This is a genomic window from Ohtaekwangia koreensis, from assembly GCF_900167975.1.
In the GTDB taxonomy this organism is placed as follows: domain Bacteria; phylum Bacteroidota; class Bacteroidia; order Cytophagales; family Cyclobacteriaceae; genus Ohtaekwangia; species Ohtaekwangia koreensis.
The window spans coordinates 784254-809677 of the sequence record NZ_FUZU01000003.1 but is presented as its reverse complement, the minus strand read 5'-3'; the positions used below and the strand labels follow the sequence as shown (position 1 = coordinate 809677).

The window sequence follows — 25424 nt, the reverse complement described above, 5'->3', positions numbered from 1 at the left end:
TTTACTCTACTAATTCGATAGACAAAAGTATGTTTGCGATCCTATATATGCAAGCCCTGACTCATTATTTCTTTCTTTTTATATTAATTTTTATAAAAACTGGATATTTAGCTGTCTAACTGATGTTAGCTAATAGGTATAATGACTCTTTATATATAAGAGAGCAGTGGCTTAGTGACATCGAGGGAAGACGCCGTTGCTTTACCGAGTATGCCTTTACAGGAGAACTTGGAATGGGACTGCATGTTTCAGCCATTAACGGTATTGGGTATAAAAACTGAGTCCCGGGAAAAACCGGGACTCGGTATATATTATCATGGCTTTAAATCGATCTTACAGGTATACTCACAAAGTGAATTTTTTATTTTAGTTTGTTTTCAAGCGCTGTCAATCGTTTGTTTTGGTCTTCGAGTTGCTTCTTCAATGCATCGATCGTTACCTGCTGTTCTTTTACCGCGTTGATAAGGATATACATAACGGCATTGGGATTATAGTTCAGATAATCTGTGTTGGTAGCATCATCGTGGAAGGTATCGATGGTATAGGGAGCGATCTCCTGCACCTCCTGTGCTATTATACCTACATATTGCTTTCCATCATCGGGTATACTACCTGCACCATTGTAGCGGAAGGATACAGGGTTGATTTTAGTAAGGATATCCAGTCCATCCGTAAACGCGGCAATGTCTTTCTTTAATCTTCTGTCAGATGGAACACTCCAGCTGCCGCCACCTGGTTTAACCGCATCGTCAGCACCGAGGTGAAGTAAATGGGAAGGGTTGCTCGTTCCTATACCAACAAAACCTGCCGCCGAAATACGAATTCTCTCCACTCCGTTGGCAGTATTCGTTCCCAGTACACCACCGGTTGGGTTCGTAAAAAATATCAAGTTTCTTCCGGGTGTACCGTTACCGATTTTGAAATCATTGGCATTGGCATACGCATACGCGAGGTTGGCGCCATTTAAAATATTACTATTTCCATTTGAATATCCGGCACTGTTGATCCCGAGATCAACGTATACTGAGTTTTCAGTGCCGTTGTTTGCAGTCGCCACTATATCTGAACTGGCGAGCGCTCCGTTTGAGAAGTTTTGAACATTGATCTCCAGGAAATCATTTATAGTACCAACTGCACTTAATGCAGTTTGAGTAGTACCAGCATCAATCAACACTTTTTCATCTTCTATATCTGTTGTTCCTATACCAATACTGCCTGTGGCCGTAATGCGCATCTGTTCAGTGTTGTTGGTAATAAATGGAAGATCGAAATTGGAGGTTGTTCCGAAGTTGCGTACAGCCAGTACGTTGTTTCCATCGAGGGTCCAGTTAGCACCGCCCGCCACAACAGAAGGCGCGACCCAGGTTGGCGCTGAGCCCGTGCCATTTGATTGAAGTATAAAGCCTGAAGTGCCGGCTGCGTTGTTGGGCATCAAAGCACCACTAAAGCGAAGGTTTCCGGTTACATCAAGAGCTTCAGTAGGAGAGAGGTTCGCGATGCCCACTCTGCCGGTGCCGTCAATGCGCATTCTTTCATTCGCGTTGGCGAAGCCTCCGGTAAAGAAACGAATTGAGCGTGTAGCCGTACCATTGCCGATAACAAAGTCATTTCCCGTAGCATATAGATAGGCTGTATTTGCGCCACCCAATACCGGCAGAGCTACGCTGGTATATCCGCTGGAATTTATACCCATATCTATATAGTTTACCGACTCAGTGCCATTGTTCGCAGTAGCCACGAGGTCGGAACTGGCGCTACCGGCCGCAGAGTTATTCTTTATATTGATCTGCAGATAGCTGTTAATACTACCTCTGCCCATCATTAAATTATAGGAGGTTGTTGTTCCTGCATCCACTAATAATTTTTCTGGATTTGTACCATCAAATGTACTGGATCCGATACCGAGATTCCCGGTTTCTGTCAGGCGCATTCTCTCTAGGTTATTTGTAATGAAAGGAAGTGCAAAGTTGGTGGTTGTACCAATCGATCTTGCAGAAGTTGCTATACTATTTCCATTCTGGAGCCAGCTTGTGGTTGCGGCAACCGTGGAAGGCAAAACCCATGTGGGAGCAGTACCCGTACCGTTGGATTGCAATAGATACCCTGTTGTACCTGCGCTGTTGTTAGGCATGAGTGCACCACTGAAACGAAGATTTCCAGTGACATCAAGCACTTCTGTTGGAGCGGCATTACCGATACCGAGATTCCCGGTTTCTGTTAGGCGCATTCTCTCTACGTTATTTGTAATGAAAGGAAGTGCAAAGTTGGTGGTTGTACCAATCGATCTTGCAGAAGTTGCTATACTATTTCCATTCTGGAGCCAGCTTGTGGTTGCGGCAACGGTGGAAGGTAAAACCCATGTGGGAGCAGTACCCGTACCGTTGGATTGCAATATATATCCCGCTGTGCCGGCACTATTATTAGGCATGAATGCACCACTGAAACGAAAATTTCCTGTTACATCGAGCGCTTCTGTAGGAGCGGTATTGCCTATACCTACTCTGCCCGAAGATGATGCCGCGATCAGCAGCGACCATGTACTGCCATTCCAAAAATAATATCCTGGAATAACATTGTTAGGAGATGTTCCTGCGGTTGCAGTGTTATATACCAAAAGACTTGTAGCAGGTGATGTGACTGGTGAGCTTGAATTGATTGCTGTTAGTGCTACGCGCGGTATTAAGAGGCCAGAGTTAGTAGAAGAAACATCAAGCATAGCGGACGGTGCAGGAGCGCTTCCCGAAGCATTGATTCCAATATTTTGCGCCAGTATTCCGTGGAGTACTCCTATGCAGAATACAATACTCAGATAGATCTTTTTCATTGCCCTGGGATTTATAGTTCATTTATCAGAAAACTTCCTACGATCATCAAAAATGCATAGCTATAGCGTTGTATGCATCAGGAAAAATCTGATTTTTTAAATGTCATAAAAAGAAAACGATGAAGTGTTCAAACATTATTTCAAAGTAAGATGATGGATCTATATTTTTATGAAAGCAATATTATTGGTTGAACATCATTTTGTTCACTCACATAGTTGCCAATGATTGTGATCCGTCCCGTATTTGTGATGGATCATGAAGACTATATATAGATACCTATTTACTTTATATATAGTCTTATAGCAATACGGTTTGAGTTTTTCATTTAAGAAATCAGATGCTATATGCGATATATCTATTTTAAGGCAGCCTCAATTTTTTTAGCAGTTAGTTTGATCACAACGTGTGTTCGTGACGTACAGGCTCAAGCCAGACTTATTCTCAATGGCGCTACGATCAATATAACTCAAGGAGCGGTGCTCGTTGTAGGAAACCCAAGTGCAGATGCTATTACCCGAAACAGCGGGTATATTATCAGCGAGGGAGAAAATAATGCGATCAAATGGTATATCGGTACATTCACCGGGAATTATACAATCCCATGGGGATATAACGGAGACTATATTCCAGTAACCTTCACACCATCGAGCGCCTCTGGAAGTGGTTATTTCATTTTCTCGACATACCATACAACGAACTGGAACAATGCAGCAAATTTACCTACTGGTGTTACTGACTTTAATGGTTCATCCGGCTCCGATCAGTCTGCTTTTGCAATCGACAGGTTCTGGCAGGTAAATGCCGTGGATTATACTGCAAAGCCGCTACTTTCATCATTAACATTTACCTATAGAGATGACGAACATAGCGCCACTGGAAATACAATAGATGAAAATTCACTGCGGCCAGAGCGCTGGAATAGTACGATCAATACATGGACTGATTTTTCTTCCACTCCAACATTAAACACCACGAATAACACAGCAACCATCACAACGCTTAATGCAGCAGATCTATATGCATGGTGGACACTCTCAACATCGCAGCTCAATCGGTATTGGGTCGCTTCGTCTCTGTCCAACTGGAACAACCGGTCGAATTGGTCCGTATCTGCGGGCGGCCCCGGCGGAGCTACCGTTCCGCTCACTACAGATGCCGTTATATTCGATGGCGCAAATGATGGTATATGTATACTTGATACGGATATAAATATAGCATCACTGTTGGTGGCATCGGATTACTCAGGATCTGTAAACCAGGGATCGCATCGTGTTATTGTCGGAGATGACGCTACATTTTCGGGCGGAACTTTTCAGGGCGGATCCGCGCTGATTCAGGTGAACGGAGATATAGCCATTGATGGAGCAACCCTTAATTCAAGCACAGATACGCTGGATGTAAAATCTAATTTTACTTTTAATACGGGCACGTTCAATCATAATAACGGCACTGTAAAATTCTCGGGCTCCACAGTGGGTGTTCCACAGTTAATCAGTGGGACAGCGGTGACTGATTTTAATAATATATATGTTGCGAACTCCGCTTCGAATGCCGGTGTACGAGTCGAGAGCGATCAAAATCTTCAGGGTATATTAACGTTGGCTCCCAGTGCAGTATTGGATGCAGATGGCAGCAGTAACACTGCCATATTCACGCTTATGTCGTTAAATGACAATCCGGTGGCAGACGCAGGTATTGCAACATTGCCGGCCGGTGCGCAGGTAAGCGGAAATGTTACGGTGCAGCGCTATATGGCGTTGGAAGGTGCTAACAACACAAGGATATACCGGTATATAGCATCACCAGTGCAACAGGGAACCGTAGCGGATATACAGCAGGAAATACCGGTGACAGGTTCCTTTGTCGGTTCTTCTAATTGTAAAGCTTGCCTTACAAACCAGTCGATGTTTGAATACGATGAAGCTGTTACTACCGACACTAACGGAAGTGGCTTTGTCGATGTAAACGATGGGTATATAGATTTTCCTTCAATCGTAAATACAGAAGTATTAAGGCCTGGTATTGGCTATACGATTTTTGTGCGTGGTAATTACCTCACGTCACCGGTTTGGGATATCCGGGGTGTCGCCAATCAAGGCAATATATCTTTCCCGGTTACTTTCACATCTTCCGGAAATATAGCGAATGACGGATGGAACCTGGTAGGTAATCCGTACCCATCGGTAATCGATTGGAATGCGGCAGGATGGACGAAGACCAATATCGATGGCACTATTTATATACCTGATAACGGTGGAATCGAATTGCAGTATGCTTCCTGGAATGGTACATTAGGAGTGAATGGAGGATCAAGATATATAGCAACGGCACAGGGCTTTTGGGTTAAGGCAACGGCTAGTCCGGTATTTAGTGCGACAGAAGCTATAAAAGCTGCTGGCCAGACTGCTGTATTTTTTAGAACAGCTTCATTGGAGAATTTATTAAGAATAAGACTTTCAAATGGCTCGTTTGAGGATGAAACCGTAATTCACTTCCGGGAGGATGCTACAACAGAATTTGATAGTCATGCAGATGCATGGAAACTAAAAAATGGAGGCTTCAACCTTTCAACGGTAACCGAAAAGAATGAGCGACTTGCTATCAATTCAATGCCCACGCTGTCGTGTGGTACACAGATCAATCTTGATGTAGCGGATACAAAACCCGGTTCCTATAAATTAAAGTTCAGTAACCTAGGATCGTTTCAGACGGACGCCTCCCTGAGGCTTATTGATCATTATCTGAACCAGACCATTCCTGTTTCAGGAGAGTATATTTATAGCTTTTCAATAACCGATGCACCTGAATCAAAGGGCGATCAGCGTTTTACCGTTGTGATAGACAAGCCTGCTCCTGATGTTGTGATTACAGAATCGGCTGGTAGTCTCACCGTTGACTACACTCAAGGTATTCAGTGGTATAAAGACGGAGCGATGATTGAAGGCGCTACTGCACCTTCACTTACACCAGAAGAACCTGGTATATATACTGTGAATGTTAAAGTGGATGGCTGTACGCTAACCGGTATGAAAGAGTTCTTTATTACTGGTATTGAAAAAGGCAGCAAGGCTATAAAAGTGTATCCGGTTCCTGTAACGGATAAGCTCAGTATAAAGGTTGATGCTTCGCGTAAGCTGACTTCTGTGTCCGTGTTAAATGTATTTGGAAATGAAATTGCTACAACCGACTTACAACTCGAATCTGACAACACTTATACCGGCACTATACCTATGAAAGATTTCCCCGCCGGATCCTATATTGTTCAATTGAAAGGAAGAGAAGGTATCATTTCTATGAAGGTTGTAAAGAAATAGTATGAGCGCATAACTTCCGGTGAATTCTGTACGCGAAGAATTGAATGTGCACAAGTAAGTAGCCTTTGTAACCACTGAGCCTTCTAAGCCGCTTGGCGGAGAATCCATATAGAAAATTATCGAATTATACTATACCGGAAAAATCCGGTATATAAGGTTTTATTTTGTTTTCCGTCAAAAAAGAAATTGAAAAAGTGACGGATTGAATACGCTAATGTATATGTTTGAGCGAGGTCAGGATGTACCCACAATACCGTAAAAGTCCTAAGACATAAACATTGTTACAAAGCTTTTTTCATGATTGAGTATCGGTTTAGTAATGAACATGCGAAAATCCTCTTTGGAATTTTTTCTGTGTTGAGTCGTTTGAATTCATAAGGCCTGTTACATGCCTCGTAGTATTTATTTTTTGCTGCTTTCTGTCCTTTATACCTTTACCACATTTGAAAGCCATTCACAAAGTCGCAGTTACAAGAACTACACGACCGACAATGGTTTGCCTTCCAATACTATATATGCATCGTTTCAGGATAGCAAAGGCTTTATGTGGTTTGGTACACCCCTTGGAGTAAGCCGATACGATGGATATACCTTTTCGCATCTTACCATTCGCGATGGATTATCGGATAACGAAGTCTTTAATTTCTTTGAGGACAGCAGCGATAGAATATGGTTTCGAACCTTGAATGGAAAGGTATCTTACTTCAAAGACGGCTTCATCACCAATTCATCAACAGATACAACGCTAAGGCTACTGGATTCACAATCCTACATCTCCGGGATGTTCGAGGATGCGCAAGGCACTGTGTGGATATCAACGTTAAGAGATGGCATCGTCAATTATTCACGGAACAAACAAATCCATCGTTTTTTTCACAACAATGACTTTGAATCCATCAACGACATTTTTTCAATAGGAAACAGCAGAATTGCGATCGTGTCAAGAACCGGTATATATAAAGTACAAATGAACGAAAAGCAGGATGCGATCTTGGAAACGGACACGTGTCATTTGTTAACAACGGCTAATTTGCAACTCCCCCGAAGCGCTCAACTAAGTCAACATGATATATTGTATAGTAGCCATGGTCATGTTTATGCAGGGAATCTGCAAGATGATACGTTCAGTGTATTTATGCGCCCGGCATCAAGTACACTGTCTGTTTATAATATAGGTCAGGATCACGACAATATTTGGATTTGTACAAATAAGGGTGTTATACCTTATTCCAAAATTACCCGAAAATTCCTGACTCCCTTCTTGCAGGCGTATAAGATCTCTTCTGTAATACGCGACCGGGAAGGAAATTGCTGGATTACTACTCTGGATGGCGGCATTTTCTTTTGCTCAGGGAAAGATATATTTAGTTATACCGTTGCTGATGGATTGGTTTCAAGTAAGATATCGTGCTTGTCCAAGGACCCTGCCAACGCACTATGGTTCGGATATGAAGATGGTGTTGTCGGTATATATCGTCATGGACGCATGCGTTCTATACCCATTGCAAATAATGCCGTTAAAGAAGATTGCAGAATACGCAAAATCCATTTTAATGGAGGTAGATGTTGGATTGCCTCCCAGGTAGGGCTATATCTGTTAGAGAGGAATTCAACCACGTTACTCTGTGGCAATGTGCGAGAAATGATTGAACATCCACAAGGTGAACTGTGGCTTGGAGCGAGTGACCGGGTGTTTGTACTAAGCAGAAGCATTTATGAAGCCTATAAAAATGATGTAACCGTTCTTCCTTCCGACTGCAAACTTGGTTATGGAAATTATGGTGTCTTAAAGAGAGAACGGTCTAATGCGTTCTTCCTGGATAAACAGAATACCATGTGGATCTCCACAGACAAACATCTCTATAAAGCTATAGATGATTCTTTGATAGCCGTTAACCCGGAAAGATTTAACGACAAGGTACAAGTAAACGATTTTGAGGAATTATCGGATACAACCCTGGTGCTGGCTACCAATGGTGATGGAGTTATATTCTTCGACAAGCATGAAAAATATGTTACCGTTGGCGAGGAGCAAGGCTTGACCAGTGGTGTCTGCAATGCAATCTCAGCCGATGCCAGTGGTGCTATATGGGTAGCCACGAGCAATGGCGTTAATAAAATAACGGGCTATCCTGATAAGCTTAAAATAGAGCACTATACTGTACTGGACGGAATGCTTACCAATGAAATAACGGATTTGTTAGTGCTTAAGGATACTGTATGGGTGGCTACGAATAAGGGACTAAATTTTTTTGATCGGCATCTGTCCATACAAGATACAATACAACCCTTGATCTATATAGATCACATCACCGTTCACGGCAAACGTTATTTGCCTCAGATGGAAAGTTTGATTTTCAACCATTCTGAAAATGATGTCGAGATTAAGTATGTAAGCCCGTTGTATAATAGTATAGGAGAAGTACTATATCGGTATAAATTGCATCGTGACTCCCCATGGAAGTATACGCGCGATCCTTTTGTTTATTTACCCGAATTGTCCTGGGGTGAATATGAATTTATAGTGGCGGCCAAAGGCAGGTCGGGAATCTGGAGTAAGGAAGTTTCACTTTCTTTTACTATAAAGAAGCCATTCTGGCGAAGTAATTTTTTTATACTCTCCGTAATCGGTCTCTTGATTGCAGTGGCTTGGGGTGGAATTGCTTTTTATCTTCGTCAGCAAAGAACAAAGGCAATGTGGCAACAGCGGGCACTTGTGTCGGAGCTCAGAACATTGCGTGCGCAGATGAATCCTCATTTTATTTTTAACGCCTTGAATTCCATTCATGCATTGTTCCTGAGAAATGATATCGTAATGGCGCAGGAATACCTGGGACGATTCGGCAAACTCATGCGATCCATTTTAGATCAATCCGAAGAGATCACAATTCCTATACACGAAGAACTTGCGTCCATTACAAATTACCTCGAAATAGAAAAGCTCCGGATGAATTATGGCTTTACATATAGTATAGATGTAGATCCTGCGTTAGATATCTATACGCAGGAAATGCCTTCTATGATTCTTCAGCCTTTTATTGAGAATTCCATTTGGCACGGATTTCAGCATACGGCCAGCGATCAAAAACTCACTATTCAATTGGCGATGGGTCACGAGTTTATTATCATAACGTTGCGGGATAATGGTATCGGCAGAAAGAAATCATTTTCATTAAAAAAGAATCATCGTTCCAAAGGTATAAATCTCATCCGAGACAGAATCGAGATCATTAACTTCGAACGTAAACAGAAAATAGAATTGTCCATTGAGGATTTGGAAGACGAGTACGGTAATCATCCCGGCACATTGGTAACATTTAAGATTCCATCTATATAATTATTTATGAGCAGTCAGAAAATATCAGCCGTTATTATAGATGACGAGCAAAGCTCCAGAGAAATTTTACAGAGCATGCTTGAAAAGCATTGTCCTGATATAAAAGTTATTGGAGAAGCGGATTCTGTATCTGCAGGAAAATCATTAATCGTGAGCATGAATCCACAGGTTATTTTCCTGGATATAGAAATGCCTTCGGGGTCTGGGTTTGATCTGTTAAAGGAAATAGGAGCTACTGCAGCCGAAATTATCTTTATAACCGCGCATAATCACTATGCAATCAACGCCATTAAAAATTATGCGCTTGATTATTTACTAAAACCGATCGATGTGCAAGAACTGACGACTGCAGTATCGCGTGTGAAGGATAAGGATATACGTGTTACCCACAAAATTCTTGACTTGTTACGGGAACAGCTTGCCAGCCGGAAACAATACCCGGAACAACTTGCTATACCATCACTGAACGGCCTTGAGATCATTACTATACATTCCATTTTGTATTGTGAAGGCGATAGAAATTATACCACCTTCTATTTGAATGATGACAGTAAAATTATATCCAGCAAAACATTGAAAGACTATGAACGAATGCTGCCGCAGGATACTTTCATTCGGGTACATCAAAAATACCTTGTGAATATAAAGTATGTTAAAAGATATCTGAAAGGAAGGGGAGGGGTTCTGGTGATGTCGAACGCGAAGAATATAGATGTTGCCCACAGTAAAAAAGCCGAAGTTCTGGAGGCACTGAATTATAGTAGCCCTGCCTGACGTATTTGTTCACTCACCTGACGCAGTTATTCCCAAAACTGACGCACCTGATAATCCATTGTTTTACTGTAATGGTTAAGTCTATACTTTTGACTTATAACTTATTACAATATGCCCCCATCGTAAACAGGGTTTTGCCAGCACGGTGCCGACCGTATGTATTTTTTGTTTTACCGAATTACTTGATAAAAGATTTTTAAGCGTTACGACGCATGGCCTACCGCCTGTGCGCACGTGTATACTATGTTTTAAAAACCAGATGATATAAATGAAATAAATCCGAATTCACGATCAGACTTCGGATGCATTCCAGGAATGCGTCCGCAAAATTACTTCCGGTGCAATGGAAGTTTATGGGCCATGCTCATACAGTTATTTTAAAAATCGAACCCTACCTTTAATGAAGCGTTATGACAAATTATTCTTTTAAGTATTTTCATTCTCTGTTATGTATAGTATTGTTTGCTGTAGTGTCGTGTGATAATTACGATGATTACGAAGTAAGCAAGCGCGAGCCAGCGCCATCTACAGACAACGCACTTGCATCTGCACGTTTAGTGCCACCAGGATGTACCAACCGGGCTATAAAATTTGATGGCGTAGATGATTACATTGATCTCGGAGACATTCTAAATACAACAACTTTCCCCGTTACGGTGGCTGCATGGGTAAATGTAGATTCAACCGTAACCGGCAGTCAGCCTATAGTATCCAGCCAGGATAATACGACTACTTACAAAGGCTTCTGGTTTGCTACAACCAATACAAATGTATATGCTGAATATGGTGACGGAGCAGGAGGCAATGATCCTTCATACAGAAGAGGAAGATCGGCTAACGTTGGCAACATTACCAATAGCTGGAAATTTGTAACGGCTGTTCTCAAAGGTATAAATGACATTGAGATATACGTTAATGGCGTAAATGTTGGAGGTACAATTGAAGGGAGTTCAAATTCAACCATGAGCTCCAATGATCCTGCTACAGCAAAGATCGGTAAACGTTCGATCAATGGATTTATATACCATTTTAAAGGCTTGATGGATGATGTTTCGATCTGGGGCAAAGCTTTAACAACTACTGAAATAAATCAGTATATGAACCAAACGCTGAGCGGAAGTGAAACCGGACTTCTTGCCTATTGGAATTTTGATGAAGCGTCTGGTACAACCGTATTGGATTCATCGCCTAATCATTATAATGGTACAATATTCGGAAACGCAGAACGCATAGCATCAAGTGCACCCAATCGTTGTATCAACGGAGCAATTCAATTTGATGGTGTAAATGATTACGTTGATCTTGGTGATATTCTCAATACGACTACATTCCCGATAACCGTCTCGGCATGGGTAAATATAGATCCAACCATCCCGGCTACAGGCCCTATATTTGTAAGTCAGGAAAATACTACTGTATATAAAGGTTTCTGGTTTGCGGTTACCAGTACAAATGTATTTGCAGAGTACGGTGATGGCCGTGGTGGAAACAATTCTGCATACAGAAGAGGAAGATCTGCCAGCGTTACAGGACTTACCAATAACTGGAAATATGTTACTGCGGTTCTAAAAGGTATATCAGACGTTGATTTATATGTTGACGGAGTAAATGTAGGGGGAACTTTACAAGGTTCATCTTCTTATACAATGAGCACAAGCGATCCTTCTACAGCGAAGATCGGCAAGAAACTTACCAATGGAATAAACTACTTCTTTAAAGGAACGATAGATGATGTATCGGTGTGGACCAAAGCGCTCACGGTTACTGAAATCAATCAATATAAAAATCAACTGTTGGTAGGGAATGAAACAGGTTTAACAGGATACTGGAATTTTGATGAAGCTTCCGGTACAACTGTTGTTGATCAGTCGTCAAATCATTTCAATGGTACAATCATGGGTAGCGCATTACGCGTAACCTCAACAGCACCTAATCACTAATAACCTATTTGTGTTTGCAGTGAAGGGGCGTAAGTTTACTTACGTCCCTTTTTTTTGATATTGGTTTTAAGGATTTGTACTATATATGTCAGATGGCCTTCAATAGATATAGGCTTCCTCGAATGGATATGCTTCATTGTTAAATAGCTTTATGTGTACTGTAAAATAATTTTTACTTTGAAGGATATGTATTTCGTCTCCGGAAAGAAGACGATACAGTTCCGCAAGATTTAATAGACCTTGACCTGTGGGAGACTCCATGCTTTTTTGAGGATGGAGGTTGTTGATAACTTTTAAGTAGTCGCCTTCAGTGACAATAATTATTTTCAATGGAGATTCTTCAGTAAAGTGATTATGTCGGATAGCGTTTTCCAACAACGTATAAATGGAGAAATGCGGAACAAATTTCTCCAGCGTGATATCCAACGACAGATCTATTTCGTAGGTCAACGCATTTCTGAACAGCAGTTGTTGTATTTCAATATAGGCCTTGCAAAACATCAACTCCTCTTCCAATCTAACAATTTTGGAAATCGGATTGGCAATGAATGTTTTTAAGAAGTCGGTTACATTTGTCAGACACGCTTCGCCTTGTTTCTGAAGCAACTGTAATTCCTCGTGGTTTTTATGCATTGTGAATGAATGTTTATAATCTGGAGGTAAAGTTAAATCGATAACGGATCATCTATAGCGGGAAAGTCATCTAGGCGGACAGAATGCAAATGGAGGCGGAATATATACCTTTGAATATTTTAGCTTGAACTACTGGTGATGAACGGATTTGGAGCGATGTGTATACTGATATAAGGTTATCATTTCATTCGAGATTAGAGTCCTGACAAAAAAATCCCGTTTTCTTTCGAAACCGGGATGACTTTCTGAACCTGGCTGAATACCCCTATCCCAAACCTTTAATTCAGAACGGTCTTTAATATATAATTAGAAGATATAAAAGATGCTTGCCTGTGCTACATCGTTTCTAAATTCAGGCTTGGTGTTCCCGATTTCGAAGTTGGCAACTTTTGATAGCCCAGCACAGTATCGTACGCCAATGCCAAAGCCAGTTTTCGATTGATATCCCAGTCCTCCTGCAACACCCACATCAATTTGCTGTGAAAAATCTTTTTCCGGCATATTCTCCATATCTTCACTGAGGCGCATGCTTACTTGGGGGCCGGCTTCAAAATATAGTCCCATATTTGTCCGGTACTTAAGGAGTATAGGAACGTTCAGATAATATATCTTGATCTCTTTGTTGCCTAAAAAATCTTCTTTGAATTTTGCTCCTTGAGACGAGAACAGAAATTCCTCTTGTATCGAAAACTTGTCCGTCAATTTGAGATTAACCAACGCCCCTGCATGAAATCCAACCAATGGATCCGTTGAAAAATCAGCGTTGGTGAAATTGCTATAGTTGGCACCCGCCTTGAGTCCGAAGCTTAACCGCTTTAAAATGGATTGTGCAAAAGTGTTGGCAGACGCCAGCATGAGACATACAATAATTAACTTTTTCATATCAGTACATTTAATGTTTTTTACATCAAGCGAAAGCTTGTGTATGTATGGATCAAAGATGTAGGGTTTATACGGCTGCAGAAAGAAGGAAATAAGTGAAGCGGACAAAAGCGATAGCGAAGCTGTCGGATATGTACTTAGGGGTGGAGAAAGCAACGTGTGCCCGTAATGAAATAATTAGCTATATAGATAATGGCACTGCGAACCGCTGTAATGATATTATCTGCCCGAAGTTACTTAACGAAAATCGACTGTGGACTATGTCAGACGGTTTTGGACAACCATTCCAGGAATACAGGAGATTTTACTTTACTAACCATAATTTTTTCTTTGAAGGGTATAGTCAGGTTAACAGAAAGTTTCCGGGAGAAAAAACTGGATACATCAGATATAGCCTTACGAGAGACCAGAAATTGACGATTGGCTCTGAAAAATAAATTTCCGGTTAATTGCTCAAGTTCATCAAGTTTCTTGTTGGGATAGTACATCTTGCCGGAAAACGTTAGCAGGTGCGTGACTTCATTCTCGAGATAAAATAAAGCGGTGTCTTCCAGTTTAACTGGTATAATTTTATCCTGGTGATATACCAGCACCGATGCAGCGCGGTCGGGGTTGCGCTCGGTCAGCATCTTGATCATTGAGCTATAACTGAGACTCTGGTCTGGTGCGAAGATTTTTTTTAGCTGGGTGTATTTGTGTAAGGAACGTTCCAGAGTGTCTACCGTGAAGGGTTTTAAAATATAGTCAATGCCATTGACACGGAAAGCATCCAGTGCGTATTCATTATAGGCTGTGCAAAATATCACCGGTGCGGTTTGAGGCACGGCTATGAATATTTCGAAGCTAAGCCCGTCACCTAATTGAATGTCGCTAAAGATCAGGTCTGGTATATTTCCTTTCTTAAAATACGCGATCGCTTCTTTAACCGAGTGAAGCTGTACAATGGTGGATTCCACCAATTGCCGTATACTTGCCTCAAGGTCATTCGCGACAACCCTTTCATCCTCGATGATTACTATTTTCATTTGCTAGCAATTTTATACTTACAGAAAATGTACGGTCATCTTCTTTTATGATCACTTCATCGCCTGACCAAATCCTGTATCGTTCTGCCAGGTTAGCCAGCCCGTGATTGGTCGATGAGACATTCACCATCTTTTTTTGTAGATTGTTAGAAACGATAATACGGTCGTCTTTTTTGCATATATATACTTTTAACGGTGCTTCTTCTGTCAGTTCATTATGTTTTATAGCATTCTCCAACAACGGCTGGAGTGAAAAGGAGGGAAGAGAAAAGCTTTTCAGTATATTTTCAGGAATTGAAATTGAACAGTCGAGTGCGTCACCAAAACGGATCTTCTGCATTTCCAGATAATCTTTTAAAAGCGATAACTCTTCTTCCAGTAAAGATATTTTGCTGGAGTGACTAAAGACAGAAGCTCGTAAAAAATTTGCCAGATGAACAATGTATGAATCGCCCGCGCGTGAATCGGTCCGGTATAGCGCCTTTACCGTATTGAGTGCATTGAATAGGAAGTGCGGATGTATTTGTTGTTTTAAGAGCAGGTTGGCAGCTTCTGCATGAGCGGTTTTAAGCTTGGAGAATTCAAGATCGGCATGTGCCTTTTCGCTTTGTAAGAGAACAAAGTTGTGGAACACCACAATCAATGAATTGACCATTGCACTTCCTATACCCAAGAGAATAAAGTCGTATAGAACGTAGGAAGAGGTAATGTAATTTGTGAAAAAGACAAACGTTGGCCAGATGATTAAGTATGCTATAGCACTGGCTGTATACGTTAGCAGGTAGCGATACAGTTTGAATTTCCGGGAGCTGATTTCAAATCTTTGCGCCAGGACAACGATAATATAGATATTACTGAGTCCGATGGTTGCAATGGCGATTGCTGTCATTATGGTGATGTGAATGACATGTGTCTGTGCCTTGTCGTGCAGGAGGAAAATACAGACAATAACGCTGGGGATCAGTGATAGTAGCCAATTGAGCCGGATCAGATTTTTAATGGGTAGCTTTAGCTCCATAGATGCAAAAATACACCTCTAACCTCATAGAACATACTTATTTAAGTGAAGCGGACAAAATCGACACTGAGATTAATGTAATCGTACCTGACAGTTACCTAAAGATATTGCTATAGGTCATTGTTGTTATATACCGACTGTTCCCTGAACTGCAAGCGATCCGCTTGAAAGATATTTTAAACGTTTGAAAAATGCTTGTTTTTTAGAGCTAAGGTAAACCCTTAGATTTTTTAAGTATATCCCGTAAAAAGAATCCTCCAATCACGCACCTCTCCAGATGTTGACCTTACGATAATTTCTAAGACCTGATTTTTATAAATCCGGTATTCACCATTGTAACCGTATCTGGCACATATCAACTTTGCGGCTAAGAATACTAAATATATAGGCGTTGAAATACCTGTATAAATGTAAACGTCAATTACTACTTAACCTTATTTAATCACAATCATGAAAAATCTTTTTACCGCGTTTGTCTTTATAATGTATTCAGGGCCAGTGCTGCTCTTGTACGGACAGCAAGCGGATACATTGAAAGCTGATGATTATTTCGATTTGAGTTTGGAAGAAATTATGAACATCAGAATCACAACGGCTTCTAAATCTGCAGAGAGCATTAAGGACGCTCCTGCCATTGTTAGTGTAATCAGTGCAAGAGATATTGAACGGTTTGGCGCAAGGTCGTTGAGTGAAGTACTGGACAGAGCAACGAATGTTTACTTTAACAGCGGTTATACCTATCGAAACAATATGGTTTCTATCCGTGGTAACGTTACTGCTATAGCGAATACAAATGTTCTGATCCTGGTGGATGGCCGCCCTTTTCGCGAAAGCCTTGACAATGGTATGAACGCCGCTATATATAGCTCATTCCCGTTGAACCGTGTGGAGCGAATCGAAATTATTCGCGGACCTGGCTCAGTTCTATATGGTACTTGTGCCCTCACTGGTATCATCAATATTATAACTAAAAATGTTTCGGAGTCAGCTCCGGTTTCTGCCAGTGTTTCATATGGTACATTTGCTTCAAAGCAGGCACAGGTAAGTGGTGCTGCAGATTTAGGCAAACTTAAGTTTACAGGTGGTGTTAATTATTTTGATACGGATGGATGGGATTTTTCTGCTTACGGTGAACCTGAAATTATAATTCAACCGGATAATAGCATCACGGTTGTTCCACCAAGCAAGAACACCATCAAAATGTATGAGAAATCATTTGGCTCCAATGCTAATCTTGTGTTTGGTGATTTTAAGTTACTGACCAACTATATGCATACCAAGCAAGCCAACATGGGTACGTTGCCATCATGGCTTAACAAGACTGCCGGGGGTGATGATGCCGCTTTGCATTTCAATACTACTATTGACCGGTTGCTCATTGATTTAGGCTACGACAAGGAGATTACGAATAACTGGCGCGCGACTTTGAATGTTACCTATAACAACATGTTCAAGAAAAAGCTTTATCCTTCTCTTTCTAATTTTGAGGATGATGGTAAATCCAACGACTACCTTGTAGAGTTGACTAACTATGTGAAGCCTTTTCAGAATATGAACTTAGTTATTGGCGGATTGACGAATACCCAAACCGGAAGTGCAAGAACGTATTCAAAGACTGCAAGCTCAGAGAATCCATTGGGCTATGAGCCGACCAATCCATTTGATAAGACTGCTCCCCGTAACGAATCGCCCTACCAGATTGTGAAGGACTATAACCAAACATGGTGGAGTATATATGCACAAGGTGACTATACAATTGGTAAGCATGTTAAACTTATTGCGGGCGCACAAACCAACAAAGTAACAGGCAACGATTTATATATTGCGCCACGCATCGGAAGTATATTTTATGTAAATGCGTCTTCGGGCATCAAGGTTCTGTATGGTAAAGCGTTCCGTTCTCCTACGCAAAGTGAACGCTACGGAAATAACGTCCCGGACATTTATCCGAATGCTGACTTAAAGCCAGAGACCATCGGCACGTTTGAAACACAGCTCTTTTATACGAAGTCTACTTTTGAGGTTTATCTGACATACTATAATAGTTTGCAAACAGATATCATTCGTCAATCTATTGATGACTCCGAGAGAATCGAAGTTTCATTTGGACCGGGGCTTACATTTATGGTTCCTACATATTTAAATGGAGGGAGACTTCGCTCACAAGGTGTTGAATTAGAAACGAAGACTTTTGTTACCAATTCATTTTCATTGACAACGGGTTTCAGTTATCAGACGACACTTGACGATCAGGGAAATAAAGATGATTACGGTATGCCGAAACTGATGTTAAAGGCTGGCGCTACCTATTCGTTCCCGTTTGGCTTACAACTGGGTGTGTTCAATTCGTATTATGGCAAAGGTGGTGATACTGACCGTAGTTATACACAAGCCGTGAACCCTCCTGTAAAAGCTTATAATTACTTAAGCGCGAACGTTCAGTATAAACTTGGCAAGAACTTTATCATAGGTGTATACGCGAATAATATACTGGATGAAAAAATATATTATCCGGAATATCGTGCCCGTACTGTAAATTCTTTACCTGGTAGAGCCGGTAGAGCGATAAATGGTACGCTGACTTTTAAATTATAGCCTTGTATAGATAAGCATTTTATCCTGACGTTAGTTCCTGGAGAAATATAGCCCGGTACGCACGTCAGGAAAATTGCCATTAGTGTGATTCACTTCAGCGTATCAAATGTATACTTTGCATTTTCCCAGAAACTATCAAGTGCAATAATCCTGGGTTTGAAGAAGGAGATAAGGTCTGGCCAATGCTCTTTGTTCATAATGGACGCTCCAGGTAATTCTTTATAGATTCTGCTGATCATCTTTCCGTCTATCGATACGTCTTGCTGCCAATCCCACGTCTCTTCCAAAGTGGAATGCAGGATTGTTTTCAATTCCAGAAATTGTTCAAAGTACAGTGCGCGTATATGCGAGTCGTTGTGTTCAAGAGATATATAGATCGCAGCTGATTTTTGCCCTGCATCCATACGAAAGTATACGTCCTTGATCCGGGTGTGATAATTCACCCAATTGATCTTCATGCCCTCAGCCGAGAGCACAGGGCTCATATACTTTCCAAAGACGGTCCAAAACTCCTGTCGGATACTGGATGCTTGTTTGCGACTAAACATGCTCCAATATAAGCGGAATGGATAAATATCCACAGGCCTTTTTATTACAGCTGCGATCATCAATATATAGTTGGTCGATCTCCCTGAGTTTGCTGTCTCTCAGACTATATCGTTATTCCTCTACACTAAGGATCCACGTATCACGGAAAGAGTAGCGCGACATCTGCCTGTATTTATTCCGCAGTAGTTGTGCCTCTTGCAGTGTAGGAGCATTCGTCATGTGTACAATGTAATAACCCTTTTCAGGTTGATATGCAATGTCTGCAGGATAGCCGGCTCGCTTCAGTGTACGCGTATAGGTTTTAGCATTTTCAATTGAGCGAAATGCACCCACTACTACATAATGACCTGGAACCAATTTGTTTCCTGATAGTGATTTTACCGTTTGGTCTTTTTGGTTTTCACCATCGGCAGCGGTTGGCAATGGTTCGCTTTGCTTCACCCGTGGTTGTTGTGCGACTTCCTCTTGTTGTTCAGATTCTTTTGCCACATGTTCAGATTCTTTTGCTATGCGTTCCGGCTCTTCTGCTGCATGCTCCTGGTCTTCCGCTGCACGTTCCTGTTCTTTTCCTCCGATAACATATTCCTCTTCCTCTTCTTCTTTCGGGCTGGATTCAACCGGCTGTTGTTTTACTTGTGCTTTGCTTTTTGACTGTGGTCTTTCATTCTTCTTTTTCCCAAGTCGTAGTACAAGTTGCATCTCATGCGTTCCATCCCCGAAGGAATTTATCTGCGATGTTGCAAACTCATACGCATATCCGAGTTTTACTTTGTCCTTGATGTTGAAACCAATAAAAGCAGTGGCTCCATAATCTTGTCTGTAGGATCCTCCGAACCATGCTATATTATCGATGTGGATTACACCAAGTCCTTCATATTGACTTACTGTATTTTCATAGGTACGATAGGTTACCATAGGTTCAAACGCAACCCTGCTGCTGAATCTTATCATATAGCTGGCCGAAGTGATTGTTGTCTTGATTTGTTCAATGCCAACCTTGTTGAAATCCTGTTCGGAGGCCACGTAGGTTCTGAAGAGTCGTGGAATGGCAAAGGCTAACTTGAAGTTCTTTAACTGGTAATGTATACCGAATTGCCCTTCGAAGGAAGATGTCGTTCCAGTCACGGGATCATTTGCATACGCGTCTCCTGCATTAATTGAGTTGCTCGTCATTCCTGCAGATATACCAAAGCCAATTTTATGCTCTTCCTTTATACTATTGCCCAGGTAAACCTGGTAAGCAAATGTTATCAGGCCGGTAGTGGTCTTTAACACACCTGCTTTATCCTGGTATGCTGTAAATGCTACACCGGCTTTATAGTTTAATGGTACATGTATACTTACCGTGCCGGTTGTGGGGGCTCCTTCAATTCCTGCCCATTGATTTCTATAGTTGAGATATACCTCGGTATATCCATTAGGAGCTACAAAAGATGGATTATATAAAAAGGGATTCAGAAAATAATGGCTATACATTAAGCTCTGTTGTGCCTGTACATTCAGGAACGACAATGGAAGCAAGCCAATAAGGATTAATAGGATTTTTATCGCTGGTTTCATTTCAATCTTGCAATGGTTACACTTCCTGTTTGTTTCTTCTGATTTGGATATCGGATGATGTAAAAATATGCACCATCCGGAAGTGGTCTTCCATCCAGTGTTCCGTTCCAGGGCGATGGGTATCCGACAGAAGAATATACTTTCTGTCCTTGCCGGTTGTATACTATAATTTCGCATCCGTCCAGCAAGTATGCATTCTCAATCAACCATGTTTCTGTTGTGGCGTCACCTCGGTTGTCAGGGGAAAATAATTTTTGTGGTGTTACGATCGTGCTCACGCTACTTTGCGCATCGAAGTTTGCTATAATCGATTTATTGCTGTTCATCGTTATTGTAACAGAAGGGGAGGTGTCTGATATATCGCCACTCCACCCGGTAAATGTATATCCGATGGAAGGTGTAACGGTTACGGTTACGACAGTACCTTCATCGTATGTCCCTGCACCGAGTATAGTGCCACCACCAGTAGGTATAGATGTTGTGCTAAGCGTATACGTTACTGGTGCAATAACTTGCTCCTGAAAATTCGCGGTCACTGATTTATTCCCGCTCATAGTTACCGTTACAGAAGCATCTGTCCCTGATGCATCACCACTCCATCCTGTAAAAGTATATCCAGTGGCAGGTGTCGCTTTTACCGTCACTGCAGTGCCTGAAGTATATGTCCCCGCACCAGTGATTGTGCCACCCGCAGTTGGTGTGGCCGTGGTGCTAAGTGTATAGTTTGTAGGCGTAACGGCATCCGCTTGAAAATTAGCAGTCACTGATTTGTTGCCGCTCATGGTTACAGTCACAGAAGTAGCTGTACCAGACGCATCACCACTCCATCCTGTGAAGGTATATCCGGTAGCAGGTGTTGCTTTTACCGTCACTACTGTTCCGGAGGTATATGTACCAGCACCGGTGATCGTTCCACCCGCAGCTGGTGTGGCTGTGGTGCTAAGTGTATAGTTTGTAGGAGTAGCCGCATCCGCTTGAAAATTTGCAGTTACAGATTTGTTACCGCTCATGGTTACGGTAATGGAAGCATTTGTCCCTGATGCATCACCACTCCATCCTGTAAAAGTATATCCAGTGGCAGGTGTCGCTTTTACCGTCACTACTGTTCCGGAGGTATATGCACCAGCACCGGTGATCGTTCCACCCGCAGCTGGTGTGGCTGTGGTGCTAAGTGTATAGTTTGTAGGAGTAGCCGCATCCGCTTGAAAATTTGCAGTTACGGATTTGTTACCGCTCATGGTTACGGTAATGGAAGCATTTGTCCCTGATGCATCACCACTCCATCCCGTAAAGGTATATCCGGTAGCCGGTGTTGCTTTTACCGTCACTACAGTTCCTGAAGTATATGTGCCCGCTCCACTAATCGTTCCACCCGCGTTTGGTGTGACGGTGGTGCTAAGTATATAGTTTGTAGGAGTAGCCGCATCCGCCTGAAAGTTAGCAGTCACCGATTTGTTACCGCTCATGGTTACTGTAATGGTAGCATCTGTCCCGGATGCATCACCACTCCATCCGGTAAAGGTATATCCGGTAGCCGGTGTTGCTTTTACTGTCACAACAGTTCCTGAAGTATATGTACCTGCACCGGTAATGGTTCCGCCTACGGTTGGTGTAGCTGTAGTACTCAATGTATAGGTTACCGGAGTGGTAACATCACAAGATGCAGACGTCAGTGTTGCTCCAGCATTCGTTATAACCGTATCTTTCACATTATCTACAAGCGTTACATCTAATGTATAGGGCGGTGTAAAGGCCGTACCGCTTCCTGCTTTGTTTCCGGTAGTGCTTAAGAACTTATTATTTTTTTCGGTGACCGCTGTAAAGTTGTTGTCCATCAGGTCGATGGGTCTGTTTACATTTTCAAACACATTGCTTTCCACCAATAGATCGGCTTCAAACCCTGCCTGTATGCACTGGGCAGCAACTGTACTGTTGAAAAGATTGTTGGCTATATGTACTTTACCGAAACGTACACGTGGCATACGCGCTTTGCAGCCTTGAGCCCACCAGCAATATTGCATGGTTACGCGAAGTTTGCCCCGGTCAGTGGTAGTACCATCACTTGATCCGAACAAGTCAGAGAACCTGTGATCATCTGCTCCGCCCGGGCCACCGGCTCGTGGGGCTTTGTTATATATGAATTTGCACCACGTTACAGTAATATAGTCTGATGAATTTTTAATATCGAAGTTTCCATCCATGCCGTCCTGAAATTCACAATGATCTATCCATACATTCGTGCAATTATCCAGTGTCATGTTGTCCCAGCCATCAGCGTCATACGCGCCAGGTCCTTCAAACGTCACATTTTTGAATATTATATTCGAGCAGTTCCGAATATATAGTATACCTGAATTGTCTGCAGACTGATCGCTTGAAACCAACTTCGAACCCGGTAAACCAAAGATTGTTTTTCCGGATTGGTCTTTGAGACTTAGTCGCCCACCGGAAGGTATTGTAATCGTTCCTGATATATTGATGACTTTAACGGCAGTAGATGTGATGGCTGTTTTAAGGTCGTTGTAATTCGTAACAATCGTAGCAGCTGCTACGGTTCCACCTCCTGTTACTCCACCGTTCTGACTTGCCCAGCCAACCACGGGGCAATCATTTTGTGCAAATGAAAAATTAGTAATACATATCAAGACAGTGCCAACCAGACATGATAGGATTCGTAATTTTAGCATAGATGAATTTCGTTGTATTAAAAAATGGGATCACATAAATCGCCAAAAATGAAGTTAATTGTATAGCGGATTATCTATAGCGCTTGTTATCAAAGTCTTGGATAACAGAAAGAAATTATAATACAATCTGTAAACATCATCTTCATAATCTACGGTCATTATGATAAAGGAAATCCATACCTGTATAACATAGCGAAGTAACCCCTTTGGATTTTATACTAGAGGTCGTAAAGATGATCTGATTAGCCCATCGTATTGTCAATACTCATTATTATACCTAATATGTGGGTATATAAAATGTTTAAATAATAGCTCTTTAAAGGTTAATTGCATCGTAATTCACTTCAATGTTAATTTTTAATAATTTTTACATTGTTGTAGATAACTCGTTACCTGTGTTCAGGTTGTTTGAGGCTCTATAAATCGAGAGTATATGAGGGATAAATGACTGCTAACGATTGCGTAAAATTGAGGATAGTTAGAGGGAATAATCCTTGGTGTAAATGTGATTTTAAGCAAGCAACCTATAAATGCAGCTTATTTTACTTCAAGGTGATTTAAATGCGCTTTTATAATGTGTAAAATCTTGTATATATAGTATATGTATATGTTTTAGGTCTTGCACTACAAGCTCTCATCATGAGATTTACAATGTCAAAATATACCAGCTAAAATAGTCATGGCATAGCGGAACTGACATCACTTGAATTCACGATGTGAATTGAGCACTACGGAAGATAAGCTTTGATTCTGATTGCGATTTCTTTGATTTTCTCTAAGTGCTTTTGCCTAACATTCTCTAAGTCTAATGTACCTCCGAGAATGACCATCTCTTTCTGATCGAATCGGTTTCTCAGTCTATCGTCAATCATAATGGTTTTCATGCTTTGTGCTATACCTGTTTCAATTAGAAAATCATTTGAATATCCGGCCGTGCACATGGCGAGACCATATTTCATGGTCTTCATTTTTGATATGCTATTGTTATTCTTGTAGGCATAACCTACTGTATATACTCTGTCGAACCAACCTTTTAATTTTGCAGGACAATCACTCCAAAAGACCGGATACAAAAAAATAATGCAATCTGCGTTTTTAATTTTTCTATGTTCTGATAATACGTCATCGGGAATTGGTAATTCACGTTTACCCAAGCCTTCTCTGATATACTCTTCTTCAGACATATCACACCGAAAATTTATAGCATATAAATCTGAAATTTGGACGGTCAGTTGTTGTTGAAGTAATTCATTCTTCAGGAGTTCCAGTATTTGATAGGTATATGATTTCTTACTGGGATGACTATATACAATCAATACGTTCATGATCTGCTTTTAGAAAGTAATTATATGGTTAATGTGATTTCGATTTCTGGATTAGTGAAAGTACAGATTTCAAATAAATTATATTCTGATGGGGGAATGCTCTGAATTCAACGTCAGCCCTACACGTTAGCAGGTTATTTATTGAGCAGTTTCCCACGTGCCAATTTCCTTTGCCAGATCGATTGCTTTTTGTCCTTGTTTTGTCATCAGTCTCTTTTGAATCATCTTTTCAGCTCGATCGCGGTTGGGTTTACTCCATTTACTTTTTGGCTTCCGGGGCGTGAACGTAAGATAATAGCTTTGGGAATCTCTTTTCTTGCACAGGCTATCAATCCATCCGAAGCAGACCGCTTCTTCAGTGGCATCATCGTTGGTAACACATTCTACATTGCTCTTCTTATGGTACAGGATAAGCCAGACCGATTTTTCAGTTTGGCTATTTGCCCTTAACCATTGTCTCCATTCCTTTCGTGTTTTGGCATAGACAGCTTGCTTTCCGTCTTTCATTTCCATCATTACGATGCTGCGTTACGTTGATTTAATATTTCAAGATAATGCTTGTTGGTCATGATGCCCAATATATTTCCGAAAGGATCAACAACGGATGTTGTGACGAAGCTTCCTTTTCCGCCACTATGGTCGGTGATCGGTTGGTATAAAGTAGCTCCAGATGAAAGTAACGTATCAAGTGTGGTTTCGAGGTTATCAACGTGCCAATATACTATAGCGCCAGCAGGAGAAGTTGCTGCACCCTGTGGTGCATACTTACTGTCGATGATGCCGAGTTCGTGTTGATAATCACCAATTCTGAATTCTATATACCCCGGAACGTTAAAGTAAGGTTCGATCCCCAGCAGGTCAGTATACCATTTTTTGGCACCTTCCAGATCCGCTGCATAGAAACTTGTGGTGGCCAGTCCCCGTAAGAAGTTTGATTTTTCCATTTTATTCTATTTTAGT

General features: G+C 41.5%; 16 protein-coding genes. 5 read left to right on the top strand and 11 right to left on the bottom strand.

Translation table 11 applies throughout. The features are described from left to right. Nucleotides 1-361: 361 nt before the first annotated feature. Nucleotides 362-2824 (bottom strand): tail fiber domain-containing protein, encoded by a 2463-nt coding sequence (locus tag B5Y40_RS22515; RefSeq protein WP_079689085.1) that lies wholly within the window; start codon nt 2822-2824, stop codon nt 362-364. Between the two features lie 345 nt (nt 2825-3169). Here B5Y40_RS22515 and B5Y40_RS22510 point away from each other — a divergent pair, with 345 nt between their 5' ends. The 4 genes from B5Y40_RS22510 (at nt 3170) to B5Y40_RS22495 (ending at nt 12190) form a co-directional block, all read left to right on the top strand. Further along, a complete protein-coding gene (locus B5Y40_RS22510) occupies nt 3170-6139 on the top strand; it encodes a T9SS type A sorting domain-containing protein (RefSeq protein ID WP_079689084.1) in 2970 nt (989 codons plus the stop codon). A gap of 388 nt (nt 6140-6527) precedes the next feature. Next, entirely contained in the window at nt 6528-9476 is a 2949-nt protein-coding gene (locus B5Y40_RS22505; protein WP_079689083.1) for a sensor histidine kinase, read from the top strand. 6 nt (nt 9477-9482) lie between these two features. Then, entirely contained in the window at nt 9483-10250 is a 768-nt protein-coding gene (locus B5Y40_RS22500; RefSeq protein WP_079689082.1) for a LytR/AlgR family response regulator transcription factor, read from the top strand. A 410-nt stretch (nt 10251-10660) separates the two neighbouring features. Further along, the gene (locus B5Y40_RS22495; RefSeq protein ID WP_079689081.1) at nt 10661-12190 is read left to right on the top strand and encodes a LamG domain-containing protein; all 1530 of its coding nucleotides are present in this window, start codon (nt 10661-10663) and stop codon (nt 12188-12190) included. Between the two features lie 99 nt (nt 12191-12289). On the opposite strand, the gene B5Y40_RS22490 is transcribed toward B5Y40_RS22495, so the two are convergent. The 4 genes from B5Y40_RS22490 to B5Y40_RS22475 form a co-directional block, all read right to left on the bottom strand. Further along, complete coding sequence (locus tag B5Y40_RS22490) at nt 12290-12823, bottom strand: LytS family sensor histidine kinase (RefSeq protein WP_079689080.1); 534 nt, start codon at nt 12821-12823, stop codon at nt 12290-12292. Between the two features lie 306 nt (nt 12824-13129). After that, on the bottom strand, nt 13130-13705 hold the full coding sequence (locus tag B5Y40_RS22485; RefSeq protein WP_079689308.1) for a porin family protein: 576 nt from the start codon (nt 13703-13705) through the stop codon (nt 13130-13132). 263 nt (nt 13706-13968) lie between these two features. Next, the gene (locus tag B5Y40_RS22480) at nt 13969-14730 is read right to left on the bottom strand and encodes a LytR/AlgR family response regulator transcription factor (RefSeq protein WP_079689079.1); all 762 of its coding nucleotides are present in this window, start codon (nt 14728-14730) and stop codon (nt 13969-13971) included. Then, on the bottom strand, nt 14705-15748 hold the full coding sequence (locus B5Y40_RS22475; protein ID WP_079689078.1) for a sensor histidine kinase: 1044 nt from the start codon (nt 15746-15748) through the stop codon (nt 14705-14707). Before B5Y40_RS22475 ends, B5Y40_RS22480 begins: the two co-directional genes overlap by 26 nt. Before the next feature lie 450 nt (nt 15749-16198). Here B5Y40_RS22475 and B5Y40_RS22470 point away from each other — a divergent pair, with 450 nt between their 5' ends. Beyond that, a complete protein-coding gene (locus B5Y40_RS22470) occupies nt 16199-18343 on the top strand; it encodes a TonB-dependent receptor plug domain-containing protein (RefSeq protein WP_079689077.1) in 2145 nt (714 codons plus the stop codon). A gap of 89 nt (nt 18344-18432) precedes the next feature. On the opposite strand, the gene B5Y40_RS22465 is transcribed toward B5Y40_RS22470, so the two are convergent. The 6 genes from B5Y40_RS22465 to B5Y40_RS22440 all read right to left on the bottom strand — a co-directional run bounded on the left by B5Y40_RS22465 (nt 18433) and on the right by B5Y40_RS22440 (nt 25408). Next, a complete protein-coding gene (locus tag B5Y40_RS22465) occupies nt 18433-18891 on the bottom strand; it encodes a DUF4268 domain-containing protein (RefSeq protein ID WP_079689307.1) in 459 nt (152 codons plus the stop codon). Between the two features lie 112 nt (nt 18892-19003). Further along, entirely contained in the window at nt 19004-20452 is a 1449-nt protein-coding gene (locus tag B5Y40_RS22460; protein ID WP_079689076.1) for a PorP/SprF family type IX secretion system membrane protein, read from the bottom strand. After that, complete coding sequence (locus B5Y40_RS22455; protein WP_079689075.1) at nt 20449-23139, bottom strand: InlB B-repeat-containing protein; 2691 nt, start codon at nt 23137-23139, stop codon at nt 20449-20451. Before B5Y40_RS22455 ends, B5Y40_RS22460 begins: the two co-directional genes overlap by 4 nt. Before the next feature lie 728 nt (nt 23140-23867). After that, nucleotides 23868-24464: an NAD(P)H-dependent oxidoreductase gene (locus tag B5Y40_RS22450; protein WP_079689074.1), complete on the bottom strand. Its 597-nt coding sequence runs from the start codon at nt 24462-24464 to the stop codon at nt 23868-23870. 138 nt (nt 24465-24602) lie between these two features. Further along, a complete protein-coding gene (locus tag B5Y40_RS22445) occupies nt 24603-24980 on the bottom strand; it encodes a YdeI/OmpD-associated family protein (RefSeq protein ID WP_245840711.1) in 378 nt (125 codons plus the stop codon). Further along, complete coding sequence (locus B5Y40_RS22440) at nt 24980-25408, bottom strand: VOC family protein (RefSeq protein WP_079689073.1); 429 nt, start codon at nt 25406-25408, stop codon at nt 24980-24982. Before B5Y40_RS22440 ends, B5Y40_RS22445 begins: the two co-directional genes overlap by 1 nt. Nucleotides 25409-25424 lie beyond the last annotated feature (16 nt).